General features: G+C 43.3%; 15 protein-coding genes. 7 read left to right on the top strand and 8 right to left on the bottom strand.

Going from position 1 to position 17,509, the window contains the following annotated elements:
- Positions 1 to 162 precede the first annotated feature (162 nt).
- From HWQ39_RS27240 to HWQ39_RS27215, 6 genes are all read left to right on the top strand, one after another.
- Entirely contained in the window at positions 163 to 1,005 is an 843-nt protein-coding gene (locus HWQ39_RS27240) for a hypothetical protein (protein ID WP_292852247.1), read from the top strand.
- Positions 1,006 to 1,007: 2 nt separating this feature from the next.
- The gene (locus tag HWQ39_RS27235) at positions 1,008 to 1,259 is read left to right on the top strand and encodes a hypothetical protein (protein ID WP_292852244.1); all 252 of its coding nucleotides are present in this window, start codon (positions 1,008 to 1,010) and stop codon (positions 1,257 to 1,259) included.
- A 336-nt stretch (positions 1,260 to 1,595) separates the two neighbouring features.
- Positions 1,596 to 1,721, top strand: coding sequence for a hypothetical protein (locus HWQ39_RS27230; RefSeq protein WP_292852241.1), 126 nt, complete (start codon positions 1,596 to 1,598; stop codon positions 1,719 to 1,721).
- Between the two features lie 206 nt (positions 1,722 to 1,927).
- Entirely contained in the window at positions 1,928 to 3,211 is a 1,284-nt protein-coding gene (glyA, locus tag HWQ39_RS27225) for a serine hydroxymethyltransferase (RefSeq protein ID WP_292852239.1), read from the top strand.
- A 107-nt stretch (positions 3,212 to 3,318) separates the two neighbouring features.
- Positions 3,319 to 4,569 (top strand): competence/damage-inducible protein A, encoded by a 1,251-nt coding sequence (locus tag HWQ39_RS27220; protein ID WP_292852236.1) that lies wholly within the window; start codon positions 3,319 to 3,321, stop codon positions 4,567 to 4,569.
- A 909-nt stretch (positions 4,570 to 5,478) separates the two neighbouring features.
- Positions 5,479 to 6,273: a DUF2993 domain-containing protein gene (locus HWQ39_RS27215; RefSeq protein ID WP_292852340.1), complete on the top strand. Its 795-nt coding sequence runs from the start codon at positions 5,479 to 5,481 to the stop codon at positions 6,271 to 6,273.
- A gap of 164 nt (positions 6,274 to 6,437) precedes the next feature.
- Here HWQ39_RS27215 and HWQ39_RS27210 read toward each other — a convergent pair whose 3' ends face one another.
- From HWQ39_RS27210 to HWQ39_RS27175, 8 genes are all read right to left on the bottom strand, one after another.
- Complete coding sequence (locus HWQ39_RS27210; protein ID WP_292852233.1) at positions 6,438 to 7,829, bottom strand: UDP-glucose/GDP-mannose dehydrogenase family protein; 1,392 nt, start codon at positions 7,827 to 7,829, stop codon at positions 6,438 to 6,440.
- A 146-nt stretch (positions 7,830 to 7,975) separates the two neighbouring features.
- Entirely contained in the window at positions 7,976 to 8,926 is a 951-nt protein-coding gene (locus tag HWQ39_RS27205) for a UDP-glucuronic acid decarboxylase family protein (protein WP_292852230.1), read from the bottom strand.
- A 358-nt stretch (positions 8,927 to 9,284) separates the two neighbouring features.
- The gene (locus HWQ39_RS27200; RefSeq protein WP_292852227.1) at positions 9,285 to 11,420 is read right to left on the bottom strand and encodes a cation:proton antiporter; all 2,136 of its coding nucleotides are present in this window, start codon (positions 11,418 to 11,420) and stop codon (positions 9,285 to 9,287) included.
- A gap of 140 nt (positions 11,421 to 11,560) precedes the next feature.
- On the bottom strand, positions 11,561 to 12,217 hold the full coding sequence (locus HWQ39_RS27195; protein WP_292778930.1) for an HAS-barrel domain-containing protein: 657 nt from the start codon (positions 12,215 to 12,217) through the stop codon (positions 11,561 to 11,563).
- Positions 12,218 to 12,319: 102 nt separating this feature from the next.
- Positions 12,320 to 12,517, bottom strand: a complete 198-nt coding sequence (locus HWQ39_RS27190) for an NAD(P)H dehydrogenase subunit NdhS (RefSeq protein ID WP_179066960.1) — start codon at positions 12,515 to 12,517, stop codon at positions 12,320 to 12,322.
- 101 nt (positions 12,518 to 12,618) lie between these two features.
- The gene (gene rodA, locus HWQ39_RS27185) at positions 12,619 to 13,932 is read right to left on the bottom strand and encodes a rod shape-determining protein RodA (RefSeq protein WP_292852223.1); all 1,314 of its coding nucleotides are present in this window, start codon (positions 13,930 to 13,932) and stop codon (positions 12,619 to 12,621) included.
- Positions 13,933 to 14,141: 209 nt separating this feature from the next.
- Positions 14,142 to 15,212, bottom strand: a complete 1,071-nt coding sequence (locus HWQ39_RS27180; RefSeq protein ID WP_292852220.1) for an Mrp/NBP35 family ATP-binding protein — start codon at positions 15,210 to 15,212, stop codon at positions 14,142 to 14,144.
- A gap of 270 nt (positions 15,213 to 15,482) precedes the next feature.
- Positions 15,483 to 16,007, bottom strand: coding sequence for an SRPBCC family protein (locus HWQ39_RS27175; RefSeq protein ID WP_292852217.1), 525 nt, complete (start codon positions 16,005 to 16,007; stop codon positions 15,483 to 15,485).
- 425 nt (positions 16,008 to 16,432) lie between these two features.
- Here HWQ39_RS27175 and hemF point away from each other — a divergent pair, with 425 nt between their 5' ends.
- Complete coding sequence (gene hemF, locus HWQ39_RS27170; protein WP_292852214.1) at positions 16,433 to 17,467, top strand: oxygen-dependent coproporphyrinogen oxidase; 1,035 nt, start codon at positions 16,433 to 16,435, stop codon at positions 17,465 to 17,467.
- The last annotated feature ends 42 nt before the right edge of the window (positions 17,468 to 17,509 follow it).

The following is a 17,509-nucleotide window of genomic DNA, read 5'->3' as shown; positions in this document are numbered from 1 at the left end:
GCAAATAAAGTTAACCGCAGTTACCTTGAGTAGGCAGTGCTAAAAACAACCCTTGAAATGTAAAAAATTAGGTTATAAAGGGAAGATACTTTGCCTTGGATATAAATTTAAGGCATGTTGATTTCCAGTTTTAAATTTTCTAATGGCTTTTGAGAACAGCTCATGGGCAGAACTTCAAAAATTACAATTGCAGCTATTCTAACTTTGGCGATCGCTGGGTGTGCTTCTGAAGATACACAACAACAAGCTATCAATCCTGCGCCAATTCCCAAAATAGCAAAAAAGTCGCCACCAGCGGCTCAATCCTTTAAGAATCCAGTGATATCTGCCAAACAGGTTTCACAAGTTAATCCTGCATCTGCTAGCTTGATTCAATCCACTAATGCTACAGAGAGGCTACGAGAATTTGCGGCATCAAAAGATCGGAGCGATCCTTTTGCACAACTTTTCGGGCAGACGACTCCCGGAATGTCTCAAACATCTGGCAGACCAGTTCCCGTGTTGCCTAAGCTACCTACTGCATTGGTAGTAAAACCAAAACTTCCAACACGCAACATAGCTTTAAATCCACAGAAATCTGTACCAAAAAAAGTCAATTCTACCTTGACTTCAGTCTTACCTAAGGTTTTGCCTCAAGTTGTCGCCAACCCTACTTTAGTTTCTGTATTGCCACCGCCAGCACAACCTGAGTTAGCAAGAGCAGTAGTTGTGACTGGTGTAATTCTAATTAATAAGGAACCACAGGCGATTATCAAAGTACCTGATGAGCCGACAAGTCGCTATGTACAGGCGGGACAGCGATTAGCAAATGGCGTACTGATTAAACGTATTGAAATGAATCAGGGCTACAACCCCATCGTGATTTTGGAACAATTTGGTATTGAAGTTGCCAAAATGGTAGGGGAAGGGGCCGTAAACTCAGCGCCGTCAGCTGCATCTGCTACTGGCAATCCTGTTTCAGTGATACCGCCCCTCCCAAATTCTTTTAAAGTGGGAGCTTCATAAAGATGGGAACTAAGGAAAAAATTGAATTTGCTGGTTTGCCTTTAGCTGTCTATAGAGAAATAGCAGCGCATTTACGTCAAGTCGAAGGTGTAGAAGTGGATTTAATTCCCCAGTCATCCCAGCAGTTTGATTACAATCAAAGTCAAATTGGTGGTTTGAGCCTCTCGTGGACAGCAAATTCTGGTTTAGAAAGTCGGCAACGAGTTAACCAGATTTTGGCTTACTATCAAAGTCGCTATATTAACCCTATTTGATTTTTTGATTTGTGAGAATTGCAACCCGCAGATCCCCGACTTCATAAAAGTTGTCGGGGATCTTGTTGTTCACAAATGATTAAGTAGGGTAATAGTGTCTTAGATTAGTTTTAATCTCCAGAAGCAGATTAAAATTCGTTTTCATCCTCTTTCGGGGCGATGCGATTGGAAAGTAGAAAGTCAACAAAATCTGGAGAACGGAAAAATGTTTCCATCCCCTTTTGGGTCGATGTGAGCGGAAATAAACTAGAGTCAGTCAAGTCTAATACCAATCTTTCAAAGTTTCCATCCCCTTTGTGGGCGATGTGATCGGAAAGTGCTATCGTGCCGCTTCTTATGGCACATTCAACTGAAGCGATCGCCTTTCCCCCTATCTCACAGAAGAGCGATCGCAGTAAGCATTATTTCACACTGATTCATCAAAAACACTGTATAACGACCTCACAACACGCAGCAAGGTGAGGATTTTAACAAGCAACGTTATGATAATTAATGCATTAATCGAGCTTGGGTCTAATAATAAATAAGTTGGCACAAATAAACCTCGATACTACGGAGACGATTAATCGCCTCTGGACAGCAGTCAAAACCATTGCTCTTGACTGTTATTTAGGTGCTGCGTCCAACTAAAATCAGCCGTTGTACAAGTTTCCATAAGGATAATTGAAGTGACTAGGACTAATTCAGACTTTCTTACCTCCACCGATCCGGCGATCGCGGGGTTAATCAATGACGAACTACAGCGTCAGCGAGACCACTTGGAGTTGATTGCTAGCGAAAACTTTACCTCCCCTGCTGTACTAGCGGCTCAAGGTACGGTACTGACGAATAAATATGCCGAGGGATTACCTGGTAAACGCTACTATGGCGGTTGTGAGTTTATCGATAAAATCGAGCAACTAGCGATCAATCGCGCTAAACAGATATTTGGTGCTGCTCATGCGAATGTGCAACCCCATTCTGGCGCACAAGCCAATTTTGCAGTGTTCCTCTCGCTACTGGAACCAGGGGACAAAATTATGGGGATGGATTTGTCTCATGGGGGACATCTTACCCACGGTTCCCCTGTAAATTTCTCAGGTAAGTGGTTCCAAGTTAGCCACTACGGTGTTAGTCAACAAACAGAACAACTTGACTATGACCAAATTCGGGAGCTGGCGCTGAGGGAGCGTCCTAAGCTCTTGATTTGTGGTTATTCGGCTTATCCACGTGTAATTGATTTTGAAAAGTTCCGTAGTATTGCTGATGAAATCGGTGCTTACTTACTTGCCGATATTGCTCACATTGCTGGTTTAGTTGCTAGTGGTCTTCATCCCGATCCCATTCCTCACTGTCATGTGGTAACAACAACTACACACAAGACTCTACGCGGCCCTAGAGGAGGTTTAATCTTGACTGGCGACGCAGAATTAGGTAAAAAGCTAGATAAATCTGTTTTTCCTGGCAGCCAAGGCGGGCCATTGGAACACGTCATTGCTGGTAAAGCAGTAGCTTTTGGAGAAGTCCTCAAGCCTGAGTTTAAAACTTATTCTGCCCAAGTGATTGAAAATGCTCATGCTTTAGCAGAACAACTACAAAACCGTGGTTTAAAGTTAGTGTCTAATGGCACTGATAATCATTTAATATTGGTAGATTTACGCTCTGTAAATCTAACTGGGAAGCAGGCAGATAAGCTAGTTAGTACTGTAAATATTACTGCTAACAAGAATACTATTCCCTTTGACCCGCAATCGCCATTTGTTACCAGTGGTCTGAGATTAGGTTCGCCAGCAATGACCACGCGGGGGTTAGGAGTAGTAGAATTTACCGAGATTGCAAATATTATTAGCGATCGCCTGCTTTCTCCAGATTCCGAGGTAGTAACCCAAGATTGTCGGCAACGGGTAGCGGCATTGTGCGATCGCTTCCCCCTATATCCTCACCTGGAAATTCCTGTACCAGCACTAGCATAATTGGCATGGGGCATGGGGAATTGGGCATTGGTTAATAATCAAGTTCTTGTCTCCCTTGCCTCCCCTACTCTCTCATCTCATACTCCCTACTCCCTTTTCCCAATCCAATGAGTGCAGAAATTATTTGTGTTGGTACTGAACTATTGCTAGGAGATATCCTCAACGGCAATGCTCAATTTTTGGCGCAACAATTAGCGCAGCTAGGTATTCCCCATTACTATCAAACAGTGGTTGGGGATAATCCAGAACGGTTGAAGCAAGTCATAGAAATTGCTATTTCTAGAGCGCAAATTCTCATTTTCACTGGTGGACTCGGCCCGACACCAGATGATCTTACCTGCGAAACCATCGCCGATTTTTTTAAAGTCCCGTTGGTAGAACGTTCTGACATTATCGAAGACATAACCCAAAAATTCGCCCAACGTGGCCGGGTGATGTCACCAAGTAACCGCAAGCAAGCTTTGATTCCCGAAGGTGCAGAAATTCTCCCCAACCCCACTGGAACAGCACCCGGTATTATTTGGCAACCTCGTCCAGAAATCACAATTTTTACTTTTCCCGGTGTTCCCAGTGAAATGCATCCGATGTGGGAAGAAACAGCCGTGCCATTTCTCAAAAGTCAAGGTTGGGGTAAAGAAATTATTCACAGTCGGAGTTTAAAATTTTGGGGTATTGGTGAATCGGCTTTGGCGGAAAAAGTTGCTTCCTATTTGAAGTTGCCAAATCCCACAGTAGCCCCTTATGCAGGTAAGGGGGAAGTAAGATTGCGAGTTTCTGCTAAAGCCACTTCTGAAGCAGCCGCAGAAGAAATAATTGCGCCCATTGAGAAACAACTTAAAGAAATTGCCGGACTGGATTTTTACGGCGTTAATAGTGATACTCTTGCTTCCGTTGTCGGTGAGTTATTGCGGGCATCAAAAGAAACGCTTTCGGTGGCAGAATCTTGCACTGGTGGCGGTTTAGGGCAAATGTTGACCGATATTTCAGGCAGTTCTGATTACTTTTGGGGTGGAGTAATTTCTTATGACAATTCGGTGAAGGTTAGGCTATTGGGGGTTAACCAGGAAGATTTAGATAAATTTGGGGCGGTAAGTGCGATCGTTGCAGAGCAAATGGCAGTCGGAGTAAAAACCCGTCTTGCAACCACTTGGGGATTAAGTATCACTGGAATTGCTGGTCCAACTGGAGGGACAGATACTAAGCCAGTGGGTTTAGTTTACGTTGGTTTAGCTGGGCCAAAGGATGAAGTGGCAAGTTTTGAGTATCAGTTTGGTGCAACGCGAGGTCGAACTTTAATTCGTTATGTGAGCGCGAATGCAGCGTTGGATAATCTGCGGCGGAAGTTGTTGACGAGGTAGGAGGTCTATTACGTTTGTCATACAAGTTGTATGACAATCGAACCTATTGCAAATCTGATGTGATGTTAAAAAACTCAATTACGAATTACGTTAGTGTAGCGGTAGCGAGTTTAAAAAGATAAAAATCCTCTAGTGCTTCAGAACTAATATCAATTTCTTCATTGCTTGCTTTAATAGCTTTACTTAAAACAGAGAGTAGTAATGAAAGAGTTGTCAACCGTTACTGACCATCAATAACTAATAATTTAGGTATTACTGCTGTTAGATACACAGTATCTAACAGCAGTAAACTAATGAGCCAATGAAATGCCCTGAAATCTCATTGTCATTAGCAGCACGCAAAATATCATTCTATAGCTGCTGGCATTGGGTAATCGTCCAACTATAAGGACGCTGATAGATAGGGATAATTAATTGCTTATTACCTTCTAAGAAATTGAGAAAGTTGGTTTGAGTAGCTTTCATGGTTTTAGTATGTTATTTGGAAACTGTAGCTATGACAGCTTCAGCACAAACCGCTTTTAGGTAATCAGCTAGGCTAGATTTAGCTGTGTCATAGTTAGCAGTGGTGAGAAGCTGTCTGATGTCTTAATTCAAGTATTCCCACCAATAAGTTATTGATAACTTTTCTTGCAGAAATTCTATATCAATGCCAATATCTGATTCAGATTTCCTCACTAGAAATGCCATACTTCTGCTGCATTTCCCGTTTACATTCCTAAACAGAATGTGTTTGACCTGTGTTTACTTCCTTAAGTACCTTGATGGATAGTGATATTTTATACATTATTTTATCAACCATCAGCCATCTAACTCCTATCCATCAGCACAATTAATCACGGGATCGCTTGCTGTATTCTTCACAGTTTGTTACAAAAGTACAAAGAACTTCTAGAGACTAAAAACCACATGTTCGGCGGACTTACTGGTTTACAAAATCCTAAAGGCACAGATTGGGGAGAGCGGATGCTCAACACGGTCGCCAGCCAAACGATTCGCCACTTGTTTACGCAAAGCGAGTCAGTAGAAGTCTCTGTGCGCTGCTACCCCTCCAGCAAACTGTTGCAAGGCAGCATTGATAGCTTCAAAATGAGCGGTCGTGGCTTGGTAATTCGGAAAGATTTCGCAGTTGAGGAGATGTCTTTTGAAACTGATGCGGTGGCTATTGACTTCGGGTCGGTTTTAAGTGGCAAACTCAGTCTCAAGCAACCTACTCAAGCGATCGCTCAAGTCATATTATCAGAAGCAGGCATCAACCAAGCCTTTAACGCGGAACTGGTGAAAAAGCGCCTGCTTAACCTCACCGTACCATCACTGACAGCATTATCTGGCGGCGAACCAGTCTCCTTTACGGATGTTCAGATACAGCTATTGCCAGAAAATCGGTTGCAGCTTGTAGCAAAAGCCGATTTAAACAATGGCGAACTTGTACCCCTGAGCATGATCCTAGCTATAGGCATTGAAAGGCGGCGGCGAGTTTCTTTCAAAGATCCAAACATCCAGCTTGACCAAGTGCCAGAAGCACAACGGGAAATCTCACAAACCTTGAGTGTGGCACTGGTAGAAATTTTAGATAATATGGTTGATCTCGATCGTTTTGACCTTGATGGAGTGAAAATGCGGCTCAACCGATTAGAAACTGAAGGTCAAAAACTTATTTTCAGTGGATATGCTGAAATTGAACGTATTCCACATAGCAGTTGATATCATCTTGTCACGCAAAAAAGTAAAGTTTTTCTGAGCAGCTTTGCGTGAAGCTTTATACAAATTAAATACCGCCTAGATCATTCTAGACGGTACTGTAAATCTTTAAATTTTGAACGGAGTTAGAAGTTATTGATTATTCCTAACTCCTAATTCCTAAATTTTTATCTTCCTACGCCTACATATTGGAATCCAGCGCGTATAAGTGTTTCAGGATCGAGGAAGTTACGACCATCGATGATAACGGGGTGTGCCATCAATTTTGCCATCTTCACATAGTCGAGAGTGCTGAACTGCTGCCATTCGGTGACGAGTACCAAAGCATCGCAGCCATCAGCAAGTCTTTCGGCATCGGTTTCTACTAATACCCCAGAAAGACCATGACGCATACCTGTTTGGGAAATAATGGGGTCAAAGGCTTTGACTTTGGCTCCTAGTCGGTTTAGCTGCTCAATTAGGATGAGGGCTGGAGCGTCACGCAAGTCGTCGGTATCTGGCTTGAAGGTCAGTCCGAGTAGTCCGACTGTTTTGCCTTTGAGAATTTTTAGAACTTGTTGGAGTTTTTCTAAAGCAATCAATCGCTGACGTTCGTTGACACTGACAGCAGATTTCAGTAGCTGGGCTTCATAACCATAATCATCAGCAGTGTGAATCAGAGCGGAGACATCTTTGGGAAAACAAGAACCACCCCAACCAATACCAGCTTGTAAAAACTTATTACCAATGCGGGAGTCTAGACCGATACCTTTGGCTACTTGGGTGACATCAGCACCGACGCGATCGCAAATATTAGCAACTTCGTTAATAAAACTAATCTTAGTGGCTAAAAAAGCATTAGCGGCGTATTTAATCATTTCCGCCGAACTTAGGTCTGTTGCCAAAATCGGCACAGGGGGTAAAGATTGATCTTCAGCGTACTTGCGTTCCACAATTGGGGCATAAAGTTGTTGCATTAAGGCTACTGCCCTTTGACTATTGCCTCCTAGTACAATGCGATCGGGGTTGAAGGTGTCGTGAACTGCCGAACCTTCGCGCAGAAACTCTGGATTGCTGACTATATCAAACTCGGCTACAAATTCAGGTAATTTCTCATCACTCGGCACTCCACCTGCGGGTATCAGTGTTTTCTGCCGCTCTGCAACACCATCTAGAACAAGCATCCGTACCCAATCACCTGAGCCAATGGGTACTGTAGATTTATTCACTATGACTTTATAACCACCATTGAGATTTTCGCCAATCCCACGGGCTACAGCTTCGACGTAACGAGTATCACTTTCACCTGTAGGTAAAGGTGGTGTTCCCACAGCAATAAACAGAATTTCGCCGTGGGAAACTCCAGCAGCAAGATCGCTAGTAAAATGAATTTTCTCTGTTTGAATGGCAGACTGCATAATTTCTGAGAGTCCCGGCTCAAAAATGGGAGACTGCCCAGACTTCATTAACTTAACTTTTTCTTCGTTGTTATCTACGCAAATTACATCATGCCCAATGTGAGCCAAGCAAGCACCTGTAACCAAACCAACGTAACCAGTACCAATCACGCAAACACGCATTTTTTAACTCCTCACTTTTTTGGGCTTAGTTTTCAAAAAGAAGTTCTCAATTTGACACTTATAAACTGGCAGTCAACTCAGCCACTAAGGATATTAGTTATTGAGGGTGAGCCTGCATGAAAATTCAGAGTGACGCTAGCGGCCACTCAGATGGTTGAATTATTGACATCGCTTTGAATGCGATCGCGAAAATCTTCTATTGTCAGTTTTAACCCGTCTTGCAGAGGAATGGTAGGTTCCCAATTTAACCAAGTTTTTGCCTTTGTGATATCAGGCTGACGCCGCCGGGGATCGTCCGAAGGTAATGCCTCGAACTTTATTTGCGCGTCTGGATTGATCATATTTTGCACGGTTTGTGCTAATTGTAAAATCGTGTATTCACCAGGATTGCCCAAGTTAACTGGGCCAATGTAGTCGCTATTCATGAGGCGGATGAATCCTTCTACCAAATCGGAAACGTAGCAGAAGCTACGAGTTTGCGAACCATCACCGTATACGGTTAAAGGATTACCCCGCAAGGCTTGAACGATAAAATTGCTTACCACCCGACCATCATTTTCTAACATTCTTGGCCCGTAGGTATTGAATATCCGCACAACTCGAATATCAACTTTATTTTGCCTATAGTAATCAAATGCTAAAGTCTCAGCAATTCTTTTACCTTCGTCGTAGCATGAACGTATCCCAATGGGATTGACGCTACCTCTATACTCTTCAGTCTGGGGATGAACTTCTGGATCTCCGTATACTTCACTAGTTGAAGCTAAGAAAAACCTCGCTTTTACGCGTTTTGCCAGTCCCAACATATTCAGTGTTCCGATCACGTTAGTTTTAACGGTTTTAACTGGGTTGTACTGGTAATGTACCGGTGAAGCTGGACAAGCTAAATGATAAATTTGATCCACTTCTAAGCGAATTGGTTCGGTTATGTCGTGGCGAATTAGTTCAAAGTACGGATTACCTAACCATTTAAGAATGTTGCGTTTGTGACCAGTGTAAAAATTATCTAAGCATATTAATTCATGCCCAGCAGCCATTAGTCGGTCGATGAGATGGGAACCAATAAACCCAGCACCGCCCGTTACCAAAATTCTCATAGTTTCCCAGTTACTTACAAATATTTTCAGTAGCTATTGCACTTACTTTTAGATTACCCAGCTTGGGTACAAAAATACAAAACAAATAAAAAGAACAAAGTTCAATCAAAAAGTGTGGTTGAACTTACCTATTTTTTTTAGGGATGTAATTTTGTGATATTTCTACCTGAATCTTGACGAATTTAATTAGCAAAGTAACAAATATTGTTGGAAAATTGTTGTTTTTTTTGTAGAGCTTCATCAAATCTTCAACAAAATAAAGTGTTTTTAAGGTTACTTATGTTTTTAGTTGGATAGAAGTTAGTCGAGAGTGGGTTTACACCCCAAGTCACTCAAGTGGACTGAATTATAGCTGATATTATACAGCAGATGTAATGCTGGTAGCTGTATTAGAAGTTATTACATTAGTTTGAGTACGTTGCGGTTCTCCAAGCATGACTATGGAGCAAGTGAGTTGTCTGGCTAACTGGGTTGTGACATCGCTAATGGCTAACCCTCCAGGACTGGTACGATTACGTATAAAAGGTAAAACTACTAAATCATATAACCGTGCTGCCTGCAAAATTGCTTGGGCAACATTTTCGTGAGCGATGATTTGAATTTCTGGGGTATTGGCCAAAGCCAATTTTGATACCAATAGGGAAAGGTGCGATCGCCTCCAAGCGATTTTACTGGAACTAGTGCGGCGATCGCACACATTCAGCACAGTAATATGGCTCTGATTTGCTTCTGCTAGCATCTGGGCAAATTGTACTGGCTGTAATGTTGGCGCTGTTAAATTTTCTATTGGTACTAGAATGCGCTGAATTTTTTTCGGTGATTCTACTAGACGTGTCACCGCTACTGGACAATGGGATGCCCAAAGCACGCCATCAATCACATTCCCAAATAAACGCGCTCGTAACCCAGTCCGTTTACCCCAACCCATAACAATTAAACTAGCCTTTTGTTCGCGAGCTGCTCTGCTAATTCCTTGAGCAAAGGCATCATCAATTCGCAGTACTGGTTCTGCGGCTACACCCAAAGCTCGACTTTGTGCAGTAGCTTTGGTCAATAACCACTCACTCCGTTGTAGAGATGTTTCTAACTGCGGTGCATCCATCTGAGCAGCAGCATTAGCGATCGCTAGCGGTATAATTTTCCCCTGAGACTGACGCGCTAATAACGCCGCCATTTCAATTAAATACTGCTGAGTCTGAGGATTATATACAGGTACAACTATAGTAAAAGCGCTATCTGTCTCTAGTGTATTTTGGTCAGGTAGGGGTGGTGTTGGATCTTCGGCTGGTGAAGAATTTAAACCAACAGCTATTCGACTGGTCAGCAACGGCCCCAAGGTTGAGGTCACAAGCATTAAAACAATGACACTGTGTAATACTACTAGTGGCAGCAATCCAGCCCGATATCCCACTAACGTTGCTGCTAAGGTTGTACCAACCTGGGGAAGTGATAGCGACCACATCGTTAGTATTTCTTGCCACTTGTAGCGGTAAACCAGTTTTGTCAACAAAGCCGCAATCAATTTACTGACAATCAAACCAACTATCATTAACAGGGTTAACTTGAGTGTATCTAGGTTGTTCCCCAATGCGGGTAGATCGATCAGTAACCCAAGGTCAACAAAGAAAATCGGAATGAACAGCACACTGCCAATAAATACCACCTTTTCTTTGACTGGGCCTGCACCCACAGCTTCATTCACCGCTAAACCCGCTAAAAAAGCACCAACAATTTTTTCTACCCCAATTAATTGAGCGCCCACAGCCGCTAGAAACACAGAAAGCAACACAAACAAAAACTTGTTTCCTTCATCGTCTCCAGACCGCTTAAAAAATTCTTTGCCGGCCCAATCAAAGCCAGTCACAACGGCCACAGAGTAAATAGTTAACCAACCCGACAAGGTAAGTAGTTTAGCAAAGCTAAATTCCCCAGCATGAGCGATCGCTACAGTCAAGGCTAATATCAGCACTGCGCCAATATCTGTAAAAATTGTTGCTCCAATGGTGACAGTAACAGCTTCGTTGTTTACCACTCCTAAACGGCTGATTATCGGATATGCCAAAAGGGTATAGGAAGCGAATAAAGAGCCAATTAAAATTGAAGTATTCCAGCCATAGCCGAAAACTAGCCCTAGTGAGGTTCCCATTACTAGAGGTACACTGAAAGTCAAGCTAGCAAACCCCAAGGCGCGACTTTTTCGCAGGCGGAACTTTTCGAGATCGATTTCTAGCCCAGCGACAAACAGGAAATAAATTAACCCAATGTCTGATAGTAGGTTAATCATTGGTGAGTCAGGCTGAAATAGATTCCAACCTGAAGGCCCAAGTACTAGCCCTGAGAAAACCAAACCCACTAATCCTGGTAATCTTAGCCGCTCAAACATGATGGGTATAACTAAGATAACCACCAACAAAATAGCAAAGGGAACAATGGGTTCCTTGCCAAGAACTTGGGAGGTTGGTTCCAGAACAAGAACTTGTGATAAGAGTTCCATAGATAGGAATTGAAGGGGCTATGGTAAAACTGCGATTACCTTGGGGCGATCGCCTGAGCGATATAAATGGAGAAGCCACCTGACGAGAAATCAAAAGTCTTAACTTACAGTAACTAGGTAATTGTCTCTGAATTAACTACCTACGGGTGGATTTGACTCAAAATGAACCGCAAGCGATCGTAGTCGTCTTTAAGTAGCACACTTAAGCTACGTCCAGCTTTAATTAGCCATTCTCGGTCAGCTTTGCGTAACTGGTATACATCTCGAATGGCAGCTGCGGTCAAAGACTCTATAGGCGCACCATTGATACAAAGTAGTGTCCGTAAAAAATCTAATTCTTCAGTAAATTTAATGATAGCTTCTGGTTCACATCGATAAACAGCTTGATGAATTTGCGGGGGACGCGGTGGAAGATACTGATATACTCTTTGGTTATAACTTTGATTTTGCGAAGATAGTTCAAATCCCACGATCGCAGCCCGAAATTCTGTGCGGAGCATAGCAAAAATTTGGGGTTGTTCCTCCCGTAAGTCTTGCAAGGACAACCCCAACGCTCTAGCCCGATGTACGGAATCTATGGGCATAGTTGTAGCATAATACACTACGGCATAAATTTTATTGCCAGATTCTTCATCCACAGAACAAACCCAACTACCAAAGGGTGGCATGGAGGGAAAGCTTAAATCTTCCGGTTCCAAACACTGAGCTAAAAATTCCGTACTAGTAGTTTCGATCACCTCCGCAATGTGGTTGGGATGGCGATCGCCAGTGGCAAACTGTGGTAAAGGGAGGCGCATGGGAGTGCTGAGTTAAGAGTGCTGAGTTAAGAGTTAGGAGTTAGGAGTTGAGGAATCATAACTCCTAACTCCTAACTTCTGACTCCTAACTTCTAGGTAATCTTATTTGGCTTTTTTACGTCCGGCTGTGGTTTCTACGAGTTCCAATTCACTCAGGCGGAAGGTAACTAATTTATCCCAGTTACCACCTTCAAATAATACAGCTACTTTGCCATCACTCAGTCGTTGCACGAGTCCTTCGTAGCGATAATAGGTATCTGCGGGATTGTTGACGCGAACAGTTGCTCCAGGCAGAATCATGTTTTTAGCCTCGCTTGTTTCCTTCTAATAGCTTAATACTTGTTAATAGTCATTGGTCATTGGTTCTTACAAATGACAAATGACCAATGACAAATGACGAATCAATAATACTTCTGCTTTTGTCGAAAATTTGCTACCGATTCTACTATTCCCAAGGAAATGAAGTTAGTCAGCATAGCAGAACGCCCATAACTCATCCAAGGTAGGGGAATTCCTGCTACAGGCGCTAAACCAACAGTCATGCCAACGTTCACAATCACCTGAAAGACAATCATCGACAAAACGCCAATAGCCAACAAGGAACCAAAGTTGTCTTTGGCAGTTTGGGCAATATGCAGTAGACGCCAGCAAATTAAACAGAAAACAAATAATACTACCAAACAACCAATAAAACCGAATTCTTCGCCCACTGCGGAGAAAATAAAGTCTGTATGCTGTTCAGGCACGAAATTTAGTTGCGTCATTGGCCCTTTGAACAAACCCCATCCCCAAACTTCACCAGCACCAATAGCAATACGAGATTGAATTAGGTGATACCCAGCACCAAGAGGATCGTGATCGGGGTCCATAAATACAGTTAACCGATTTTTTTGATACGGTTTCAAAATATGGTTCCAAGCAAAAACACCTAATTCCCCACCCAGTATATTAAGAGTCCACGCACTGATAGCGCCAAAACCAAATCGACGCCAGGGAAGAGTTTGCCAGCCCACAATCGCCATCGCCACTGACCAAATTAGCCCTAATGGGCCAAAAGATAGTTCTTTGAGTAAAACTATCGGCTCTGCAAATGGCCAAGATATACTAAACAAAATGGCGGCAACCACTGGAGAAATCATCAGAATTAACCAACCGGGGTTAGCGTTTGCCCAATAAAGCATTCCTAAGACGATCGCACCAAATACCATTGATGTTGCTAAATCTGGCTGTAAAAATACTAATCCCCAAGGTATGGCGGTGATTGCCAGAACGCGGAAAACACTTTCCAGGCTAGAAGCAGTGTTCCTGTGTAACAAAGCTGCTAAGGTGATGATCATACCGACTTTGGCAAATTCTGAGGGTTGCACGTTAAAGCCAGCGAAACTAATCCACCGCTGCGCCCCTTTGGCGCTGGTACCAGCAATCATCACGGCAATTAAACTGAAGTTCGTTAGTGAGTATGTTACCCAGTGCCACTGCATCAAGAGTTCGTAACGGATACGAGATAAAACCAGGGCTATAAGCACACCAATACCCGCTACCAACCAGTGCCACCACCAATCAGTTACCGGCTGCTTCAGTTCCGTACTGAGAATCATAGTGCCGCCAAAAATACTGATAGCTATAGGCAAGCAAAATAGTAGCCAATCTACAGACTGCCAGGGTTTAACCCAAGACTTCCAGCGAATTTTGGGGAGCGATCGTTTTAACAACATTGTGTCAGTTTAGACTTTGATTGTTGGGGATTGGGGCTTGAGGATTGGGGACTGGGGACTGGGGACTGGGGACTGATTATTTTATTTCTCCCTCATCTTCCTCATCCTCCCCTGCCCCCTGCCCCCTGCTCCTCTGCTTCCTCATGCCCCAACCCAATCCCTAGTATTCCCAAGCTATAGCCCAGAAAGTAGATAGAAATTAAAATTAATTATGTCAAAGCGGCAACTGATACTTTACCAGCAATCGTAAGAGCGATCGCTGTTAATGCTTTTGCTGAAGCTGAATCTGGCTCACCCACAACTATCGGTACACCACTGTCACCACCAACTCGTGTGGAAATCTCTAGTGGTACGCACCCTAACAATGGCACTCCCAATTCTGTGGCTGTTTTAGAGCCACCACCAGAACCAAAGATGTCATATTGCTTATCTGGTTGATCGGGAGGAATAAAATAGCTCATATTTTCCACAATCCCCAATACCGGAACATTCATTTGCTGGAACATCCGCAATCCCTTGCGAGAATCTAACAGAGCTACAGTTTGTGGCGTGGTGACAATTACTGCCCCTGCCATTGGTACTGCTTGAGTTAAAGTTAACTGAGCATCTCCGGTTCCCGGTGGCATATCTACAATCAAATAGTCCAGTTCTCCCCATTCAACTTGATAGAGAAACTGGCGAATTACACCATTGAGCATCGGCCCTCGCCAAATTACTGGTTGATCTCGGTCAATCAAAAAGCCCATTGAAACTAATTTGACGCCGTGATTAAAAGCAGGTTCCAGGATGTCACCAGTTTCAGTAGAACGCACAGTAATTTGAGCATCAGACAAACCCAGCATGGTGGGGTCATTGGGGCCATAAATATCAGCATCTAGCAAACCAACTTTCGCGCCAGTTTGAGCTAGAGCCACTGCGACATTCACCGCCACCGTACTTTTACCAACGCCACCTTTGCCGCTGGAAACAGCAATGATATTTTTCACGCCAGAAATGCCAGTGCGGTCAGGTAAACTTTTTTGCTGTGGTGTTTCTGCCGTCACTTCTATGTTGACATCTGTAACGCCTGGGAGTTTTTTGACAGCTTTCTGACAGTCTTCGATAATAAATTCACGTAAAGGACAGGCAGGGGTGGTTAACACTAAAGTGAAACTAACCTTACCACCGTCAATTGTGACGTTGCGAATCATGTTTAGTTCTACCAGACTTTTACGGAGTTCTGGGTCTTCTACTGGTCGCAAAACTTCTAAGACAGAGCGGGAATCGAGGACATCGTACATAAAAATTCAAAATTCAAAATGAATAAATACAATTGTGGAGAATGTCTTAGCTATTAACTGGATGCTTTCTTAAGTAAGGTCAGCTTAGTGTTATCACTGTCACTGCCGTAATAAAACTTAGCAAATAGCATTATTACCTAATAGGATCTTAACTTTCTTTGGGCATTGGGGATTGGGCATTGAAAAGAGGCAGAGGGGCAGGGTGCGGGGGGCGGAGGGGAAAATTCTTCTCCCTGCTCCCTGCTCCCCCTCATCCCCAATCCCCAGCCCCTAAAAGTCAAAACAACTGTCATTAAGGGATTTTTTCTTACCGGATACCGCTGGTAATGCCGTCTTTTCTACAGCCTCAACTAAAGACCGTGCAACGCGGTCTGCGTAAGGACGGGATAAAGACCAAATCAAGGGCGATAACCAACCCCGTAATGTTACAGAATAAGACAAACAAGTACCACAAACCGTTGACTCAACTTGGTAAGTTACCCGTTCTTCTATTCCAGGAATCGCCATCACTCGGATACTCAGCATCTCTTTATGATTGACGCGTTCCACAAAAATTCTGATGGGAATTGGCGAAAAGCGTGTTACAGCTTGAAAAATTAATCCTGGTTTGGGTACTAATCCGTAGGGTACATTAGTACTCTTAAGTTGTGGATGCCAGGAAACATCTGTTAAGTCAACCACTTTTTGCCACAGTTCATCTACAGAAGCAGAACTAATCTCTCGATACGTCCACACCAGAGAAGCGCAAAACCGACGACGTTTGCGGTGGATGAATTTGGATAACCAACCTTGCATTTTCCTAATCCTCCTCCCTAGACACTTTCTGGTAACTCTGGTATGGTATGCAACTACGCTCAACCCCTACATTAAAACTTTCTCAAAAATGTCCTAAACATAGCAAGCCTCGATTCGGTACAAACCCTAACAGCAAAGATAGTGAAACCCTTGATACCTCAAGCTTAAGACTAAAATCTAGTCTTTATACCAAAATATTCCAATTAAGAATTTCAAACAAAACTAATTCAATACACAAGACTATACGCATTTGAGGGAAAATAACTAAATAACTCTAGTGATGCCCATCAATCGTATAAATGCTTAACCAGTAAGAAAAAAGCGGGTTGGGCAAATAGAGCTAGATTGTTGGCGCGTGTTTCCCCCAAATTTTAAAATGAAAAATTTGTGGCTTTCTGGAAATTGTAATTTAGGTTCGGGAATCTATGTTGACCAACTCGCAAACACCAACTGTAGAAGCAGTATCATCCAAGTCTCTGCCAGCACCTGACGCTCAGACTAGGGTCAGTCAGTTTATGAAACAACTGCAAGACGAAATTACTGAATCATTAGCAAAACTAGATGGTGTAGCTAAGTTTAATGAAGATAGTTGGGAACGCCCAGAAGGAGGAGGAGGGCGATCGCGCGTGCTGCGAGATGGTGCAATATTTGAACAAGCAGGTGTAAATTTTTCTGAAGTTTGGGGTTCCCATTTGCCAGCCTCAATTTTAGCCCAACGCCCAGAAGCAGCAGGGCATGGCTTTTATGCAACGGGCACTTCAATGGTGTTACATCCTCATAATCCTTACGTGCCCACAGTTCATCTCAATTATCGCTACTTTGAAGCGGGGCCAGTGTGGTGGTTTGGTGGCGGTTTAGACTTGACACCTTATTACCCCTTTGCTGAAGATGCGACACATTTACACAAGACATTAAAGCAGGCTTGTGACCAACACCACCCAGAGTATTACCCGGTGTTTAAGAAGTGGTGTGATGAATATTTCTACCTCAAGCATCGTGACGAGACAAGGGGTGTAGGTGGTCTGTTTTTTGATTACCAAGATGGCCAGGGTGCTTTATATCGCGGGCCAAATCCCAATGGGGAAGCGGCTATTTATAGCAACCAGGTAGGAACACCAGCAACCCGCAATTGGGAAGATTTGTTTAGCTTTGTACAAGGCTGTGGCAGAGCATTTTTACCAGCTTACGTACCAATTGTAGAACGGCGACATGGGATAGAGTATGGCGATCGCCAACGGAATTTTCAACTCTACCGCCGGGGACGGTATGTAGAATTTAACTTGGTTTATGACCGAGGCACAATTTTTGGTCTACAAACTAATGGACGCACCGAATCAATTCTCATGTCCCTACCACCCTTAGTCCGTTGGGAATACGGCTATCAACCGGAACCAAATTCCCCTGAAGCCGAGTTGTATGAAACATTCTTGAAACCTCAAGATTGGCTCAATTGGAAATAATGGGGAATAGGGAATAGGGAGTAGGGAATAGGGAATAGGGAA

This window comes from Nostoc sp. NMS8 (assembly GCF_017115045.1).
Lineage (GTDB): Bacteria > Cyanobacteriota > Cyanobacteriia > Cyanobacteriales > Nostocaceae > Nostoc.
The sequence above is the reverse complement of the archived record's forward strand: the minus strand, read 5'-3'. Positions and strand labels throughout refer to the sequence as shown.

Coding starts and splice junctions, on each gene's coding strand:
- HWQ39_RS27240 (WP_292852247.1), top strand. CDS start 163: ATGGGCAGAACTTCAAAAATTACAATTGCAGCTATTCTAACTTTGGCG.
- HWQ39_RS27235 (WP_292852244.1), top strand. CDS start 1,008: ATGGGAACTAAGGAAAAAATTGAATTTGCTGGTTTGCCTTTAGCTGTC.
- HWQ39_RS27230 (WP_292852241.1), top strand. CDS start 1,596: ATGGCACATTCAACTGAAGCGATCGCCTTTCCCCCTATCTCACAGAAG.
- HWQ39_RS27220 (WP_292852236.1), top strand. CDS start 3,319: ATGAGTGCAGAAATTATTTGTGTTGGTACTGAACTATTGCTAGGAGAT.
- HWQ39_RS27215 (WP_292852340.1), top strand. CDS start 5,479: ATGTTCGGCGGACTTACTGGTTTACAAAATCCTAAAGGCACAGATTGG.
- HWQ39_RS27210 (WP_292852233.1), bottom strand. CDS start 7,829: ATGCGTGTTTGCGTGATTGGTACTGGTTACGTTGGTTTGGTTACAGGT.
- HWQ39_RS27205 (WP_292852230.1), bottom strand. CDS start 8,926: ATGAGAATTTTGGTAACGGGCGGTGCTGGGTTTATTGGTTCCCATCTC.
- HWQ39_RS27200 (WP_292852227.1), bottom strand. CDS start 11,420: ATGGAACTCTTATCACAAGTTCTTGTTCTGGAACCAACCTCCCAAGTT.
- HWQ39_RS27195 (WP_292778930.1), bottom strand. CDS start 12,217: ATGCGCCTCCCTTTACCACAGTTTGCCACTGGCGATCGCCATCCCAAC.
- HWQ39_RS27190 (WP_179066960.1), bottom strand. CDS start 12,517: ATGATTCTGCCTGGAGCAACTGTTCGCGTCAACAATCCCGCAGATACC.
- rodA (WP_292852223.1), bottom strand. CDS start 13,932: ATGTTGTTAAAACGATCGCTCCCCAAAATTCGCTGGAAGTCTTGGGTT.
- HWQ39_RS27180 (WP_292852220.1), bottom strand. CDS start 15,212: ATGTACGATGTCCTCGATTCCCGCTCTGTCTTAGAAGTTTTGCGACCA.
- HWQ39_RS27175 (WP_292852217.1), bottom strand. CDS start 16,007: ATGCAAGGTTGGTTATCCAAATTCATCCACCGCAAACGTCGTCGGTTT.
- hemF (WP_292852214.1), top strand. CDS start 16,433: ATGTTGACCAACTCGCAAACACCAACTGTAGAAGCAGTATCATCCAAG.